14 protein-coding genes are annotated in these 14,917 nt (G+C 66.8%); 7 read left to right on the top strand and 7 right to left on the bottom strand.

Going from position 1 to position 14,917, the window contains the following annotated elements; translation table 11 throughout:
* Positions 1-21 precede the first annotated feature (21 nt).
* From N2L00_RS08030 to N2L00_RS08040, 3 genes are all read right to left on the bottom strand, one after another.
* Complete coding sequence (locus N2L00_RS08030; RefSeq protein ID WP_255766149.1) at positions 22-1,335, bottom strand: ABC transporter substrate-binding protein; 1,314 nt, start codon at positions 1,333-1,335, stop codon at positions 22-24.
* 245 nt (positions 1,336-1,580) lie between these two features.
* Positions 1,581-2,750: a methyltransferase gene (locus N2L00_RS08035; protein ID WP_255863026.1), complete on the bottom strand. Its 1,170-nt coding sequence runs from the start codon at positions 2,748-2,750 to the stop codon at positions 1,581-1,583.
* Positions 2,743-3,420 carry a YigZ family protein gene (locus N2L00_RS08040; protein WP_255766151.1) on the bottom strand — a complete coding sequence of 226 codons (678 nt, stop codon included), beginning with the start codon at positions 3,418-3,420 and terminating at the stop codon, positions 2,743-2,745. The genes N2L00_RS08035 and N2L00_RS08040 overlap by 8 nt, the downstream gene beginning before the upstream one ends.
* Before the next feature lie 51 nt (positions 3,421-3,471).
* Between N2L00_RS08040 and coaE the strand changes: the two genes are divergently transcribed.
* From coaE to N2L00_RS08070, 6 genes are all read left to right on the top strand, one after another.
* Positions 3,472-4,092, top strand: coding sequence for a dephospho-CoA kinase (coaE, locus tag N2L00_RS08045; protein WP_255863025.1), 621 nt, complete (start codon positions 3,472-3,474; stop codon positions 4,090-4,092).
* A gap of 57 nt (positions 4,093-4,149) precedes the next feature.
* Positions 4,150-6,228 (top strand): excinuclease ABC subunit UvrB, encoded by a 2,079-nt coding sequence (gene uvrB, locus N2L00_RS08050; RefSeq protein ID WP_229951969.1) that lies wholly within the window; start codon positions 4,150-4,152, stop codon positions 6,226-6,228.
* Between the two features lie 173 nt (positions 6,229-6,401).
* On the top strand, positions 6,402-7,742 hold the full coding sequence (locus N2L00_RS08055) for a hypothetical protein (protein WP_255863024.1): 1,341 nt from the start codon (positions 6,402-6,404) through the stop codon (positions 7,740-7,742).
* The gene (locus tag N2L00_RS08060; protein ID WP_255863023.1) at positions 7,742-8,302 is read left to right on the top strand and encodes an NUDIX hydrolase; all 561 of its coding nucleotides are present in this window, start codon (positions 7,742-7,744) and stop codon (positions 8,300-8,302) included. Before N2L00_RS08055 ends, N2L00_RS08060 begins: the two co-directional genes overlap by 1 nt.
* 48 nt (positions 8,303-8,350) lie before the next feature.
* Positions 8,351-8,806 carry a hypothetical protein gene (locus tag N2L00_RS08065; RefSeq protein ID WP_255766155.1) on the top strand — a complete coding sequence of 152 codons (456 nt, stop codon included), beginning with the start codon at positions 8,351-8,353 and terminating at the stop codon, positions 8,804-8,806.
* Entirely contained in the window at positions 8,769-8,948 is a 180-nt protein-coding gene (locus N2L00_RS08070; protein WP_255766156.1) for a hypothetical protein, read from the top strand. Before N2L00_RS08065 ends, N2L00_RS08070 begins: the two co-directional genes overlap by 38 nt.
* 63 nt (positions 8,949-9,011) lie before the next feature.
* Here the strand turns inward: N2L00_RS08070 and N2L00_RS08075 are convergent, their stop codons facing one another.
* From N2L00_RS08075 to N2L00_RS08085, 3 genes are read right to left on the bottom strand one after another with little or no spacing between them, the layout of a single operon-like run.
* Positions 9,012-10,277 carry an alpha/beta fold hydrolase gene (locus tag N2L00_RS08075; protein WP_255863307.1) on the bottom strand — a complete coding sequence of 422 codons (1,266 nt, stop codon included), beginning with the start codon at positions 10,275-10,277 and terminating at the stop codon, positions 9,012-9,014.
* Positions 10,278-10,336: 59 nt separating this feature from the next.
* Positions 10,337-10,825 carry a GNAT family N-acetyltransferase gene (locus N2L00_RS08080; protein ID WP_255766157.1) on the bottom strand — a complete coding sequence of 163 codons (489 nt, stop codon included), beginning with the start codon at positions 10,823-10,825 and terminating at the stop codon, positions 10,337-10,339.
* Positions 10,826-10,835: 10 nt separating this feature from the next.
* Positions 10,836-13,376 (bottom strand): RNA helicase, encoded by a 2,541-nt coding sequence (locus N2L00_RS08085; protein ID WP_255766158.1) that lies wholly within the window; start codon positions 13,374-13,376, stop codon positions 10,836-10,838.
* Between the two features lie 69 nt (positions 13,377-13,445).
* Between N2L00_RS08085 and N2L00_RS08090 the strand changes: the two genes are divergently transcribed.
* Entirely contained in the window at positions 13,446-14,225 is a 780-nt protein-coding gene (locus N2L00_RS08090; RefSeq protein WP_255863022.1) for a trans-aconitate 2-methyltransferase, read from the top strand.
* Between the two features lie 31 nt (positions 14,226-14,256).
* On the opposite strand, the gene N2L00_RS08095 is transcribed toward N2L00_RS08090, so the two are convergent.
* Positions 14,257-14,895: an MBL fold metallo-hydrolase gene (locus tag N2L00_RS08095; protein ID WP_255766160.1), complete on the bottom strand. Its 639-nt coding sequence runs from the start codon at positions 14,893-14,895 to the stop codon at positions 14,257-14,259.
* Positions 14,896-14,917 lie beyond the last annotated feature (22 nt).

The raw sequence follows: 14,917 nt of genomic DNA on the forward strand, positions 1-14,917 counted from the left end.
ACCCGGAGGCCCCGCTGGGTACTAGTCCTTGACGACCAGCTCGTTCAGGAGTTGAACTGCTTCATTCCAGGCGCCTTCGCCGTCGACCTTGCCCGCATCAAGCTGGGTCAGTGCCACACCGAAGACCTTTTCCTGGATTACTGAATCGTCCGGGCCCTTGAACTGGGCAACTACGCCTTCGGCCCGTGAAGCCAGGATGGCACCGGTCGGGGCGTTGTTGAACATCGGATTCGGAGTGGCATCCGCCGCCAGCTGTTCCTGCGCCTCAAGGGTGCTGGGGAAGTTGTTGGCCGCCGCCGACTGCTTCACCTGCTGCTCGGGGGCCGTGAGCCAGGCTGCGAGTTTCGCCGCTTCCTCCTTGTGTTCGGAGGTTTCGGGGACTGCAAGGAACGCACCGCCCCAGTTCGAGGCGCCGCCGGGGAAGACATCGGCGAAGTCCCAGCCCGAATCCGCGCCGCCGCCGGCCGATTCGAGCTGTTCCTGGATGGTGCCCAGCATCCAGCCCGGGCACACGAAGGTGGCGAAGGAGCCGTCAGTGAACGCCTTGCCGGTTCCCCAGTCCCACTTGGTTTCGTTGGCGGAGAGCCCTGCCTGGGTTCCGGCAGCGAGCTGCATGAACTGTTCCTTCATGGCGTCATTGCCTTCGATGTTCAAGTCACCGTCGGCGGTGTAGTAGCCCTCCTTCATCTGGTTCACCATGGAGTTCCAGACGAACCCGGACTGGTCGTACCAGGCCTGTCCGGTCTTCTCGTGGTACTGCTTTCCAAGTTCGAAGTAGGTGTCCCACGTGGCGTCGTCTCCGCCGAAGAGCTCGGCGACTGCCTCGCGGTCGCTGGGCAGGCCGGCCGCTTCGAACAGCTTGCCGTTGTAGCACAGGCCCTGCGGTCCGATGTCGGTGCCGTAGCCGATGACCCGGCCGTCGGCGTCGGTGCCCTGCTTGTATTTCCAGTCGACCCAGTTGTCCTTGATGTCTTCCGCGCCGTACTCGTTCAGGTCCACGAACTGGTCCGAGACGTCCATGACGGCGCCGAGCCAGCCCTCTTCGAGGGCCACCACGTCGCTGACGCCGGATCCGGCCGCGAGCTTGGTGAAGAGATCGGTCTGTGCATTGGCACCGCGGTCAATGTTGTTGGCCTTGATGTCGATGCCGGGGTTGGCTTCCTCGTATTCGGCATACAGATCGTCATACCCGAAGGTTCCGAAAGTGGTGACGGTCAGTTCGAGGGGATTGTCTTCGCTGGCAGCTTCGCTGTCGCCGCCGCCGCAGCCTACGGCCAGCAGGGCCACTACGGCAGCACCTGCAATCGCCGCCGCGGGATGTCGGAAATTCTTCACGGTCACTCCTTTGTGTGTGGGTAAAGCAGTTGATGATCCCGGGTGGTAGACCGTGCCAGGTGGTTCGGTGGCGTGATCCGACGAAAGCGGGAGAAAGAAAAGCGGTTCCTGCGCCGGGAGCGGAGTCTGAGAGAGCGCTCTCTACGCGTCGGTTACAGGCTAGGAGTGATCTGCGCCACTGTCAAGAGAGCGCTCTCTCCGATTAAAGAAGCCGCACCGTTAGGGGACGTACGGCGGATGCGGCGTTAGCGCCGGGTGCTGACCGTGACCGTGAACTTGGGGTTGCGGGCCACTTCCCGGGTGGGACCCACCAGCCTGGCCAGGGCGGGCCGGTACAGCAGGTGGCTGTTCCAAACCGTCCAGAGTTCGCCGCCCGGCCGCAGGACGCGTCCGGCATCGGCAAAAAGCTTGAGGGCGATGCCGGCATGCACCGCGGCACCGATGTGGAACGGCGGGTTCAGCACCACCAGTTCCTCCGAACTGTCCGGCAGCGGGCCCAGTGCATCGGCCCGGGTGACGACGGCGCGGTCCGCCACGCCGTTGGCCGCCAGTGTCCGTGCGGCCGAGGCCACGGCAGCGGCTGACTGGTCCGTAGCCAGGACCGTGAGGCCCGGCCGGGTCAGCGCGAGGTAGGCGGCGATGGTCCCGGTCCCGCAGCCCAGGTCCACGGCGCGCCGGGCAGCGCGCGCCTGGGCCAGGTGCGGCAGCAGGAACCGGGTGCCGGGATCCAGTGCGGTACCGCCGAACGCCGCACCGTAGGCCCAGAGTTCCAGCGGCCGCGCCAGTCCGACGTCGTGCCGCTGCGACATCGGAAAGGAGGGTTCCGGGAGCTGTCCGGCCGGAAGGGGCGAGCCGGCCGTCAGGACCCGGGATTTCTGCCGGCCCAGCCCGGCGGTCACGGAGCCGAAGTACCGGGCGAGGACCTCGTTCATGGCCGGAGTCATGTGCTTGACCCGTCCGCCGGCGTAGACCGTGACATCGGGTGCGGCGGAGGCCGCGATCAGCGCAGCGATCTCTTCCAGCGCGGCCAGCGAGCGGGGGAGCCGCAGCAGCACCAGGCGGGCGTCTTTCACAAGCGGCGCCGTGAGGGAATGGTGGCTGAAAACGTCCGGCAGCCCCAGGTCCGCGGCGTTGGCATCCAGTGCCTGTTCGCCGCTCAGCGGATCCTGGTGCACGCGGAGGCTGTGCAGCCCGTGCCGGGCCGCGGCTCCGAGCGTGAGCGCGCCGTAGGAGTCGCCGATGACGACGACGCCGGGCTGGTCCGGGTCCGCTGCTGCGGAAAGATCTGCTGCGGCAGTGTCGAGCAGAAGTGTGTCGGCGGTATCCCAGGCCTGCAGGTTGGGAGCTTCGACGTCCGGCCTGCGGCGCAGTCGGGAAAAGTCGAAATCGGTCCGGCCCGGTGCGGGGTCAGTCACGGTCGATCCATTCTGTTCCAAGGGGGACCGGTTCGGAGGCTCCGGCGGTCAGGGAGGCGAGCCTGGCATGGAAGGCAGCCAGGGCGTCGGGGGTGTCCGGCAGGGCGACGTTGATGGAGGCACCGGCGGCGGAATAATCCGTGCCCAGCACGCTGACGCCTGCGGTACGGAGGTCGTTTTCCAGCCTTCCGGCGGCGGAGTGTCCGGCCGGAATGCCGTAAAGCTGCATCCGCCGTCGGCGCAGCAGGGGAGCGGTGTCGAGGGCCGAGGAGACGGACTCGGAGTAGGCACGCACCAGCCCGCCCGCGCCGAGGAGGATCCCGCCGAAGTAGCGGACGGTCACGGCAGTGATGTCGCTGAGGTCGGTCGCTCCGTTGAAGGTTTCCCGCTTGGTGAGCGCTTCCAGCATCGGAATGCCGGCGGTGCCGGAGGGTTCGCCGTCGTCGTTGGAACGCTGGACCTCGCGCCCGGGGCCCAGCACGAAGGCGCTGCAGTGGTGCCGGGCGTCATGGAACTCACGGCGCAGGTCCGCCACCAGGGCGCGCGCCTGCTCCTCGGTTTCGGTGCGGCGCAGCACGGTGATGAAGCGTGAGCGTCTGATTTCGAGTTCAGCGCGGTGTTCACCGGCGATGGTGGTGTAGCGCCCCGCCGCCGCGTCGATATCGCTCACCCTTCCAGTCTAGTAGGCGGTTCCGGCCCGGGACGGCGGTAAGGTGGGGGCATGCTCAAGGTTGGACTCACCGGCGGGATCGCCGCCGGAAAATCCCTGGTCGCCCGGACCCTCGTCCAGCGCGGTGCCGTGCTGGTGGACGCCGATGCCCTGGCCCGTGAAGTGGTGGCGCCGGGCACGGAAGGCCTGGCCGCCGTCGTCGAGGCCTTCGGCCCTCAGGTCCTGGCCGCGGACGGCTCGCTGGACCGCCCGGCGCTGGCCGCCGTGGTCTTCGGCGACGAGGAACGCCGTGCCGTACTGAACGGCATTGTCCATCCGCTGGTCCGCGCGCGGGCGGCGCAGCTTGCGGCGGAGGCTCCGCCGGACGGGATCCTGGTCCAGGACATCCCGCTGCTGGTGGAAACCGGCCAGGCCGGGAACTTCGACTTCGTCGTCGTGGTGGAGGCGCCCGAGGACGTGCGGCTGCAGCGCATGGTGCAGGACCGGGGGATGGATCCCGAGGCCGCGCGCGCCCGGATCGCCGCGCAGGCCACTCCCGAACAGCGGGCGGAGGCGGCCGACGTCGTCCTGCACAACACCGGCACCCCCGAGGAACTGGTGGCCGCCGTACGCGACCTCTGGGAGACCCGGCTGGTGCCGCTGAACGAGGCGCGGAGCCGGGCCGGCCGGTAGTTCAGCCCCTAGCAAAGCGGACCGCGGCTGTCCGCGGACCGGAGTAGTTTTATAGGCATGAGTCTTGCGCAGGACATCAAGAGAGTCGTAGCACCGTTTGAGGTCATCAGTGACTACAAGCCCGCCGGTGACCAGCCGACCGCCATCAAGGAACTCGCCGAGCGGATCAACGCAGGCGAGAAGGACGTCGTGCTGCTTGGTGCCACCGGTACCGGTAAGAGCGCGACGGCGGCCTGGCTCGTGGAGCAGGTGCAGCGGCCCACGCTGGTGATGGTGCAGAACAAGACGCTGGCCGCCCAGCTGGCCAACGAGTTCCGGGAGCTGCTGCCCAACAACGCGGTGGAGTACTTCGTTTCCTACTACGACTACTACCAGCCGGAAGCCTACGTCCCGCAGACGGATACCTTCATTGAGAAGGACTCCTCGATCAATGAGGAAGTCGAACGCCTGCGCCACTCGGCCACCAACGCCCTGCTGACCCGGCGTGACGTGATTGTGGTGGCTACGGTGTCCTGCATTTACGGCCTGGGCACACCGGAAGAGTACATCGAGGCAATGGTGACCCTGCGCCGGGGCCAGCAGATGAACCGCGATGACCTGCTGCGCCGCTTCGTGGCCATGCAGTACGTCCGCAATGACATGGACTTCCACCGCGGCACCTTCCGGGTCCGCGGCGACACCGTGGAAATCATTCCGATGTACGAAGAGAACGCGATCCGCGTCGAGTTCTTCGGCGACGAGATCGAGAACATCTACACCCTGCATCCGCTGACCGGGGACGTGATCCACGAAGAGACGGAGATGTACGTCTTCCCGGCGTCGCACTATGTGGCCGGCGAGGACCGGATGCACCGGGCCATCCGCCAGATCGAGGACGAGCTGCAGGTGCGGCTGAAGGAACTGGAATCGCAGAACAAGCTGGTGGAAGCCCAGCGGCTGCGGATGCGCACCACCTATGACCTGGAAATGATGCAGCAGATGGGCTTCTGCAACGGCATCGAGAACTACTCGCGGCACATCGACGGCCGCGGCCCGGGCACCGCTCCGCACTGCCTGCTGGACTATTTCCCGGACGACTTCCTGCTGGTGGTGGACGAATCGCACGTCACCATTCCGCAGATCGGTGCCATGTACGAAGGCGACATGTCCCGCAAGCGCACCCTGGTGGACCACGGCTTCCGGCTGCCCTCTGCCATGGACAACCGCCCGCTGAAATGGGACGAATTCCTGGAACGGATCGGCCAGACCGTCTACATGTCCGCTACCCCGGGCAAGTACGAACTGTCCAAGTCCGACGGCTACGTGGAGCAGATCATCCGCCCCACCGGCCTGGTGGATCCGCAGGTGGTGGTCAAGCCGAGCAAGGGCCAGATCGATGACCTGCTGGGTGAAATCCGCACCCGCACCGAACGGGATGAACGCGTCCTGGTGACCACGCTGACCAAGCGGATGGCCGAGGACCTGACCGGCTATCTGCTGGAGCACGGGGTCAAGGTGGAATACCTGCACTCCGACGTCGACACGCTGCGCCGCGTGGAGCTGCTCCGCGAACTGCGGATGGGCACCTTCGATGTGCTGGTCGGCATTAACCTGCTTCGAGAGGGCCTCGACCTTCCCGAGGTATCGCTGGTGAGCATCCTCGACGCCGACAAGGAAGGCTTCCTGCGTTCCTCCACCTCGCTGATCCAGACCATCGGCCGTGCCGCCCGTAACGTGTCGGGCGAGGTGCACATGTATGCGGACCGGATCACCGATTCCATGGCCAAGGCCATTGATGAGACCAACCGCCGGCGCGAAATCCAGGTGGCGTACAACAAGAAGCACGGCGTGGACCCGCAGCCGCTGCGCAAGAAGATCGCGGACATCACGGACCAGCTGGCGCGCGAGGATGCCGACACCAAGGCCCTCCTGGCGGAGGCTGCCAAGCAGAAGACGAAGGGCAAGGGCAAGGGGGTCCGGAAGGACGGCCTGGCAGCTGCTCCCGCCGAGGACCTCACCAGCCTGATCGCGTCCATGACCGAGCAGATGCATGCTGCTGCCGCCGAGCTGCAGTTCGAATTGGCTGCCCGGCTGCGTGACGAGGTGGGGGACCTGAAGAAGGAACTGCGGCAGATGCAGGCCGCCGGGCACGCCTAGGCGGGCGCCGTTCCCCCAGGTATGGCCCGGACCGTGGACCGGTAATTTCAGTCATCGCCCAGGCCGCGCTTATGGTTGCAGGATGACTGAGCCGGGGGGAACCGCACGCCGGACGAACCTACCGGAGGCAGGGCAACACCGTGGTTGACGCTGGTGGCTCACAACCGCTCCAAATGAAGCGGACCCTGGTTTTCGACTTCGACACCGTGGAACAAAAGAACACTTTCCGTTCATTGGTCTCCGACGAGGCACTCTTTACCGACCCGGACGTGGCGGCTGCACCGGAAAACCGGGTGTCTTTCCCGGGCATGCTGCGGGCAGCCGACCTCCTGAGCCGGGAGATTCTGCTGCTGGATGTGCAGCTGCTCGACGGCGCCTTCTTCCTGGATCGGGGCCCCGATGCCGTCCGGACGCTCCTCGCCCGCACCGGTTCCTTCGACCAGACGTTCTCCGTCGTGGCGCGGAAGCCCTCCTTGGAGGAGAGCCTGCGCTTCCTCCTGCTGGGCACGGATCCGTTGAGTCCGGTCCTGGCGGAGTTCGAGTTTTCTTCGTTGGCGATGTTCTGGGAAACACCGCGCCCGTTGGCGGCCGCCCTCCATGGCAGGAGCAGCGCCCGGCTTCGCAGCTGTCCGGCGTCCGAGGTGGCGCGGACGGTGGCGGCCGAACTGCAGGCTGCCTGGGAAGGCCTGGACGCAGGCCAGCATGTCCAGGCGCCCACGGGAGAATTCGACCGGCTCGCCCGGGCCTGGGAAGCGTGGTTTGCCGAAGCAGCCGCAGATCAGATACGTGTCCGTGAAAGGACCCGGGAACCGTTCGACCTGAGGGGAGCGTTGTCCCGGCGGGCCGCCGTCGTACGGGAACTCCGCGATTCGGAGCCGGAGGCCGACGCCGCCGTGCAGTTCCTGTCGGAAACCGTGATCCGTACCGCCGCACTGTCCTACCTTGACGCAAACGCGCCCCGGCTGGCAGGCAACGCGACGCTTCTGCAGGACTGGTGGATGGGCGCGTATTTCGACGCCATGGCTGAGCAGCATGAGACCAACTGGCTCCGGTTCCGCGAGGACACCGTTATGCAGGAGGCGCAGCGCCGCGGGCGGGGCCCGACCGGAGGTGAAACCATCCAGTTCCAGGGGAGCCTGGTGGCCACCCTCCACGATATGCCGCCGCAGGTTTATGCAGTCCTGCGGCATCAGGCCCGGTCAGCCATCCACGATTGGCAGACCCGTCCAAGCCAAAAAACATCCGACGCACTTGCCTATGCCGTCGCCAGGTCGAATGCCGCGGTCAGCCTGGGGGAGGACCGGAAAGCCATGTGGACGAGGATTGCGCTGACGCTCCTGCCGGCCGTCGTCGGCACCTTGACGGCGGGCTTTTTCTCCAACCTGCTTGCCGGCGTCGGTTCAGCCATAGCTACGGTTGTCCTGGGTGTCCCCCTGGTGGAGTTTGCCGAGCTGCACGCAACGCGAAAGAAGAAAATGAGAGCACATATCCACTTCCCGGCAGTCCCGCGGTGATGCCGGAGCCTCGCCCGGGCCAGAGCCTGGTGTATGCCTGGTCCGGACCGCCAAGCCTTGAACTGTGGACCGAAGAGGTCACCCGCAACGGAAGGTCCTGGCTGCAGCACCGGCTTGTTGCGGAACACGGCACCCCCGGCGTGGTCATCGTCGCGGTGGCCGACGGCCACTTTGCCATGGTGGAGCACTGGCGGCCTGCAGCCGGGCGCAGTTTCCTCGAGTTTCCGAGGGGGTTCGGGAGCCCTGCCGGCTCCGGGCCGGACCTGGCCGTCCGCGATGCAGCGCGCGAGCTGGAAGAGGAAACCGGACTGCAGGGTACCCGCTTCCGGGTACTGGGGTCCGTGTGGGCAGACAGCTCTCTCCTGCAGGGCCATGCAGTGGTTGTCGCGACCACCGTGGACCGGTCCGCGGAACCGCTCACCCGCGACGGTGAAATAGATGGGTTCCGCTGGGTCCCGGTGGACAGCGTCCCGGCCCTCATGGCGGCAGGGGAGATAGCCGACGGCCTGACGTTGTCCGCCTACGCGTTCTGGACGGGTGACCGGACACCCGGCCAGTAGCCGCACCTAATGCCCGGGAGTGTCACAGGCGGCGGCTAAGGTGTGGATATGTTCTCTCCGCCACCCACCCCGCCGCCGGAGGCGGCTGCGTCAGTTCCTTTCGGCGGCGCACCCTGGTGGGAAATTCTCGCTGCCCTTGGCCCGCTGGCGGTCCTGCTCGCCGGCGCCCTGACCTTCTTTGTCGGCTGGAAGACACTGGAGCAGCGCCGGAAGGCGGATCAGCGCTCGGAGTGGTGGACCCGTGCCCAGTGGGCCATCGAGGCCTCCCTGTCGGATGATCCCCGCCGGCAGGAGACGGGACTGGGCGTCCTGGACCTGCTGGCCCAGAGTGACCTTGCCGGAACCGAGGAAGCGGCTATCATCAGCATTGCGTGGGCACGCCCGCTGACGGCGATAGTGGACTCGACCGGCGATATGAGCCAGAATGAAAACATCACGAGCGCACGCGGAACGGAGGAGGCTGACGATGACAACAGCAGCACTGCCGCTGGCACGAGGCTCTAAGGTCCCCGCCGAAAAGGCCGAACGCGATCGGGACCGCGAACGGGTGCAGATCCGGGCCGCACGGCTCCGGCTCACCACCGACCGCAAGCTCGGCAAGCCCACCCCGGAATGGGTCCGGAAACTCGCTGACCGTCCGCTGTAGCGGCCACCAAGACAACGAAGGCAGGTCCCCGGTACGCCGGGGGACCTGCCTTTGCCTTTGACCCTACGCGTCCTTGCCGCGGACCATGCCCAGCAGGCGGTTGAAGATGGCCTCGCCGTCGTCCGCAATTCCGTCGTGGTGGAAATCGGCGGTTTCCCAGACCTGCACACCCTTCACGGCGCCGGCCGTCTCCATGGACAGCTCCCGGTCCACGTAAATGTCGTCCGTGTAGACGGCCGCGGCCACGGGCACGGTGTTGCGCGCCAGTTGGGCGGTGTCGTAGAGGGGATCCCAGTCCGACTTCCGGGCCAGCAGTTCTGCCGTGCCGCGAAGCGGGACGAGCGCCGGGTCCTCGTCGAAGTACCACGGGTAGACCATCTCGCCGGTGAAGAGCGGTTCCGTGGCCGTGGGTTCGAACTCGGGGAAGGACTCCAGGACGCGCTCCGCGGCCCAGTTGGTGGCTTCGCCCTGGCCGTAGATTGACTCGTGCATCACCGCGTACAGCGGATTCGGGGCACGGGTGACCAGCCCGTGGACGGCCTCCAGGAAGGTGTCCGAGAGGCGTTCGCCGTCCGGGGTGGGAACGAAGGCTTCCTGCAGCAGGTAATGCAGCCCGTCCACCCGGGTGTTGCCGCCCAGATAGGACCCGGCCATCTGGAAACGCCGCACGGTCAGCCGTTCCCCGGTGGGCAGGAACTCCGGGACGGACTCGAGGTGCCGGGCAATCCGCGTGGTGGTTTCCCGGTCTTCCGGGTAGCGTCCGAAGTACTCCGCGTTGCGTGCCGCCACCCGCCGGAAGGTTGCCTCGTAGACCCGGTCCGCGGGTCCCGTCAAGGGGGCCAACCCGCCGGTGACGAGGCATTCGCGCAGTCCCTCGGGGGCGAAGGAGAGGTAGGTCAGGGTGCAGAAGCCGCCGTAGCTCTGCCCGTAGGTGCTCCACGGCCCTGAGCCGAGGGCCTGCCGGATCAGTTCGGCGTCGGCCACAATTGAATCTGCCCGGAAATGGGTGAGATACGCTGCCTGCGCCGCAGCGTCTCCGCGGCGCGGCAGGGTCTGCCGGTCCGCCGGAGTGGAAAGCCCGGTGCCGCGCTGGTCCAGCATCAGGATCCGGAAGTGCTTGGACGCCGCCTTCGTCCAGCCGCCGAACTGCAGCAGCCGGTTGCCCTTGCCGCCGGGGCCGCCCTGCAGGTACAGCAGCCACGGCAGGTCTTCGATGTCACCCGCGGGCAGTTCGGCGTCGACGTATTCGCGGGCAAAGACCGTGATGGTTTCGCCGTCCGGCGCCGAGTGGTCCAGCGGCACGGTAAACCAGTGGTCCGTCACGTTCATGCCGCGCACCGGGTAGGTGCGCGAGGCGGAGTGGGGGACAGGGATGTGCGGGACGGCGGTCACTTCGCCGCCTCTGACGAGGTGCCGAAGCTGGCCAGTGCGTCCCCGGCGAGCCGGAACGTGGTCCAGTCATCCTGCGGGACGGCACCCAGGGATTTGTAGAAGCCGATGGAAGGTTCATTCCAATTCAGCACGCACCATTCGACCCGGGCGTAGCCGCGCTCGACGGCGGTTTCCGCCAGCGTGCGCAGCAGCGCCTTGCCGATGCCCCCGGCCCGGGCCTCGGGCCGGACGTAGAGGTCCTCGAGGTAGATGCCGTGCACGCCCTCCCAGGTGGAGTAGTTCAGGAACCAGAGGGCAAAGCCCTGTATCGCTCCGTGCTCCACCGCCACGTGGGCGAAGATGGCCGGGTGCTCGCCGAAGAGGTTGGCTTCCAGGGCCGCCACGGTGTTTTTTACCGCGTGCGGCTCTTTTTCATAGATGGCAAGGTCATGGATCAGTTCGAGGATGACGGGGACGTCTTCTCGACGTGCGGGACGGATCTGCATGCTGCCCAGCCTAATCCAGGCGGCCGGCGGTGATCACCTTGATGACGGGGCTGCCGGCTTCATCCGAGGCGGGCAGGTCCACTTCCGCAGTGATGCCCCAGTCCAAGTGGTTGGCCGGGTCCTTGAAGATCTGCCGGACTTCCCATTTGCCGGGCAGTTCCTTGATGATCAGCAGGTTCGGGCCGCGGCCGTCGGGCCCGTCGTCGATGTCCTCGTGTTCCTCGAAGTACGCGTCCAGGACCTCGGCCCAGCGGTCGGCGTCCCAGCCGGCGTCGCCGTCGAGCTCGCCCAGGGCGCGGTCGTCCTCGTCGGCAAAGAGCTTCACCCGGGAGAACATCTCGTTGCGGACCATGACCCGGAAGGCCCGCACGTTGGCGGTCAGCCGGTCCGGCACCGGCGGAAGGACCGGTTCGTTCGAAGCATCGGGGTTGATGCCGTTGGTCAGCTCTTCCCATTCGTCCAGCAGCGAGGAATCGGTCTGGCGGACCAGCTCGCCCAGCCACTCGATGATGTCTTCCAGGTCTTCGCGCAGCCGTTCCGGCGGGACGGTGTGCAGCAGGGCCTTGTAGGTGTCCGAGAGGTAGCGCAGCAGCACGCCTTCGGAACGGGCCAGCGAGTAGAACTGCACGTATTCGCCGAAGCTCATGGCCCGCTCGTACATGTCGCGGACAATCGACTTGGGACTGAGTTCGAACTCGCCCAGCCAGGGAGCACCGGACCGGTACACCTCGAAGGACTGTTCCAGCAGCTCCGCCAGCGGCTGCGGATAAGTGACTTCCTCCAGCAGGGCCATCCGCTCGTCGTACTCGATGCCCTGGGACTTCATGGCGGCGATCGCCTCGCCGCGGGCCTTCTTCTCCTGGGCGGAGAGGACCTGCCGGGGCTTTTCCATGATCGCCTCGATCACGGACACCACGTCCAGGGCGTAGGACGGGCTGTCCGGGTCCAGGATCTCCAGGGAGGCCATGGCAAACGGGGACAGCGGCTGGTTGAGGGCGAAGTTCGGCTGCAGGTGCACCTTCAGGCGGACGGTGCGGCCGTCGGCGTCGGGCTCGGGCAGCACCTCGACAATGCCGGCGGTCTTCAGCTCCCGGTAGATGCTCAGGGCCTTCTTCATCAGGGCCAGCTGGGAGGACCGGGTCTCGTGGTTGTTGGTGAGCAGTTTCTTGGCCGCGGTGAACGGGTCACCCGGACGCTCCAGCAGGTTCAGCAGCATGGAGTGGGTGATGTTGAAGCTGGAGGTCAGCGGCTCCGGGGTGCCGTCCACCAGCTTTTCGAAGGTGGGCTTGCCCCAGGACACAAACCCGGCCTGCGGTTTCTTCTTCACCACCTGACGCAGCTTCTTCTGGTCATCACCGAACTTCGCCTGCGCCTTGGCCATCGCCTTGACGTTCTCGATCACGTGTTCCGGTGCCTGTACGACGACGGTGCCCGCCGTGTCATAGCCGGCCCGCCCGGCGCGTCCGGCGATCTGGTGGAACTCACGGACCTTCAGTGGCCGGGTGCGCGTGCCGTCGTACTTGGACAGGGCGGTGATCAGCACGGTGCGGATGGGCACGTTGATGCCGACCCCCAGGGTGTCGGTGCCGCAGATGACCTTCAGCAGGCCGGCCTGCGCCAACTGCTCCACCAGGCGGCGGTACTTGGGCAGCATGCCGGCGTGGTGCACGCCGATGCCGTGCCGGACCAGCCGGTTCAGGGTCTTGCCGAAGCCGGGGGCGAACCGGAAGCCGGCAATCAGCTCCGCAATCCGGTCCTTTTCCTCGCGGGTGCAGACATTGATGCTCATCAGGGCCTGGGCCCGGTCAATGGCTTCGATCTGGGAGAAGTGCACTACGTAGACCGGGACCTGCTTGGTGGCCAGCAGCTCCTCCAGGGATTCCTGGACCGGTGTCTCCACGTAGTAGTAGTGCAGGGGGATGGGCCGCTGCACGGAGGAGACCGTGACGGTGTCCCGGTTGGTGAGTTCGCTGAGCTCGTTGGCGATCCGGGTCATGTCGCCCAGGGTGGCGGACATGAGCAGGAACTGGGCCTGCGGCAGCTCCAGCAGCGGAACCTGCCAGGCCCAGCCGCGCTGCGGGTCCGAGTAGAAGTGGAACTCGTCCATGATGACGGTGCCCAGGTCCGCGTCGGCCCCTTCGCGCAGGGCGATGTTGGCCAGGATCTCCGCGGTGCAGCAGATGATCGGGGCGTCCTTGTTGACGGAGGAGTCGCCGGTGACCATGCCGACGTTCTCGGCGCCGAAGATCTCGCACAGGGCAAAGAACTTCTCCGACACCAGGGCCTTGATGGGGGCGGTGTAGTAACTGCGCTCATCGTGCGCCATGGCATGGAAATGCGCAGCAATCGCCACCATCGATTTGCCGGACCCGGTGGGGGTGGCCAGGATGACGTTGTTGCCCGTCACCAGCTCCATCACTGCCTCGTCCTGCGCCGGGTACAGCGACATTCCCCGGCTCTCCACCCACTCCAGGAAGGACGTGTAGGTCTCGTCGGGATCGATGGTGCGGGTGCTGGACGGGCCGGAGGCAAGCTGCTCAAGAAGTTTCATGTCCATACCAGACTAACGGGGCCGTGCCGGTCCCGTTTTCCGCGGGGTGCGGCGGCTAGGCTCGGGGCCATGAAATGGGATCCCGAAAAGTACACACAGTTCTCCTCGCACCGCGACCGCCCGTTCTTCGACCTCACGGCCCGGGTAGCGGCTTCTTCCCCGGCCCGGGTGGTGGACCTGGGCTGCGGCACGGGCGTCCTCACCGCCGCACTCGCGGCCCGTTGGCCGCAGGCGCAGGTTACCGGCGTCGATTCCTCGCAGGAGATGGTCGCCGCGGCCCGGGCCCTGGAGGGCGCGCCGTCGAACCTGGACTTCGTGCAGGGCCGGATCGAGGACTGGGAACCGGAGCCGGGCACGGAGGTGGTGGTGTCCAACGCCGCACTGCAGTGGGTGCCCGGTCACCAGGAGCTGCTGCGCCGCTGGGCCAAGCAGCTCGACGACGGCGCCTGGCTGGCCGTACAGGTCCCCGGCAACTTCACGGCACCTTCCCATGTGCTGATGCGGGAACTGGCGGCGAGCGCCGCCTGGGCCCCGAAGCTGGAGGGGGTGCTGCGGCATGCCGACGCCGTGGACGAGCCCGTGGACTACCTGGCCCTCTTCACCGAGGCCGGATTCGAAGCGGACGTCTGGGAGACCAGCTACGCCCAGGTCCTAGCCGGTGAGGACCCGGTACTGGAGTGGGTGCGCGGCACCGCCCTGCGTCCGGTCATCGATGCCTTGTCCACCGAGGACTTCACCGCGTTCGAAACCGAATACGCGGCGCTGCTCCGCCAGGCCTATCCGCGGCAGGCCTGGGGAACCGTTTTCCCGTTCCGGCGGCTGTTCATGGTGGGGCGGAAGGCGGGCTAGCGGCGCGCCCTGGCGGTACGGAACGCGGCAGCTACCAGCCGCGTTCCTTCCATTCCCGCAGGTGCGGACGCTCGGCGCCCAGCGTGGTGCCGGCACCGTGTCCCGGGTGCACCACCGTGTCATCCGGCAGGTAATCGAACACACGTTCGAATACGTCCTGGTAGAGCTGGGCAAACCGTTCCGGGTCCTTCTGCGTGTTGCCCAGCCCGCCGGGGAAGAGGGAATCCCCGGTAAACAGGTGGGCCGGACCGTGCGGATCGCGGTAGAGCAGCGCCACGGACCCGGGCGTGTGGCCGCGCAGCGAGATGGCCTCCAGCTCGAAGTCCGGGAACGTGCCGGTGTCCCCGTGCTCCAGGGGAACAAGCGTGGGCACCTCAATGTCGGGGATGTCCGCGGTGCCGGCTGCGGTCCGGGCACCGGTGGCCGCCACCGTTTCGGCGAGCGCCCGGACATGGTCCCAGTGGCTGTGCGTGGTGATGACCAGTTCCAGCTTCGCCGGTACCGCTGCGTCCTGCGCACCCTCGGCCAGCAGCTGCTGGATGGCGGGGAAGTCGGCGGCGGCATCGATTAGTACCTGCGCACCGGATGCTTTACCGGTGAGCAGGTAGACGTTGTTGTCCATCTCGCTGACGGACACGCTGCGGATAGTGATGTTCTCCAGATCCTCCATCCCGCCAGTCTAGCGATCCGGC

This window comes from Arthrobacter sp. zg-Y1171, from assembly GCF_025244845.1.
Lineage (GTDB): Bacteria > Actinomycetota > Actinomycetes > Actinomycetales > Micrococcaceae > Arthrobacter_B.

Coding starts and splice junctions, on each gene's coding strand:
- coaE (WP_255863025.1), top strand. CDS start 3,472: ATGCTCAAGGTTGGACTCACCGGCGGGATCGCCGCCGGAAAATCCCTG.
- uvrB (WP_229951969.1), top strand. CDS start 4,150: ATGAGTCTTGCGCAGGACATCAAGAGAGTCGTAGCACCGTTTGAGGTC.
- N2L00_RS08055 (WP_255863024.1), top strand. CDS start 6,402: ATGAAGCGGACCCTGGTTTTCGACTTCGACACCGTGGAACAAAAGAAC.
- N2L00_RS08060 (WP_255863023.1), top strand. CDS start 7,742: ATGCCGGAGCCTCGCCCGGGCCAGAGCCTGGTGTATGCCTGGTCCGGA.
- N2L00_RS08065 (WP_255766155.1), top strand. CDS start 8,351: ATGTTCTCTCCGCCACCCACCCCGCCGCCGGAGGCGGCTGCGTCAGTT.
- N2L00_RS08070 (WP_255766156.1), top strand. CDS start 8,769: ATGACAACAGCAGCACTGCCGCTGGCACGAGGCTCTAAGGTCCCCGCC.
- N2L00_RS08075 (WP_255863307.1), bottom strand. CDS start 10,277: ATGAACGTGACGGACCACTGGTTTACCGTGCCGCTGGACCACTCGGCG.
- N2L00_RS08080 (WP_255766157.1), bottom strand. CDS start 10,825: ATGCAGATCCGTCCCGCACGTCGAGAAGACGTCCCCGTCATCCTCGAA.
- N2L00_RS08085 (WP_255766158.1), bottom strand. CDS start 13,376: ATGAAACTTCTTGAGCAGCTTGCCTCCGGCCCGTCCAGCACCCGCACC.
- N2L00_RS08090 (WP_255863022.1), top strand. CDS start 13,446: ATGAAATGGGATCCCGAAAAGTACACACAGTTCTCCTCGCACCGCGAC.
- N2L00_RS08095 (WP_255766160.1), bottom strand. CDS start 14,895: ATGGAGGATCTGGAGAACATCACTATCCGCAGCGTGTCCGTCAGCGAG.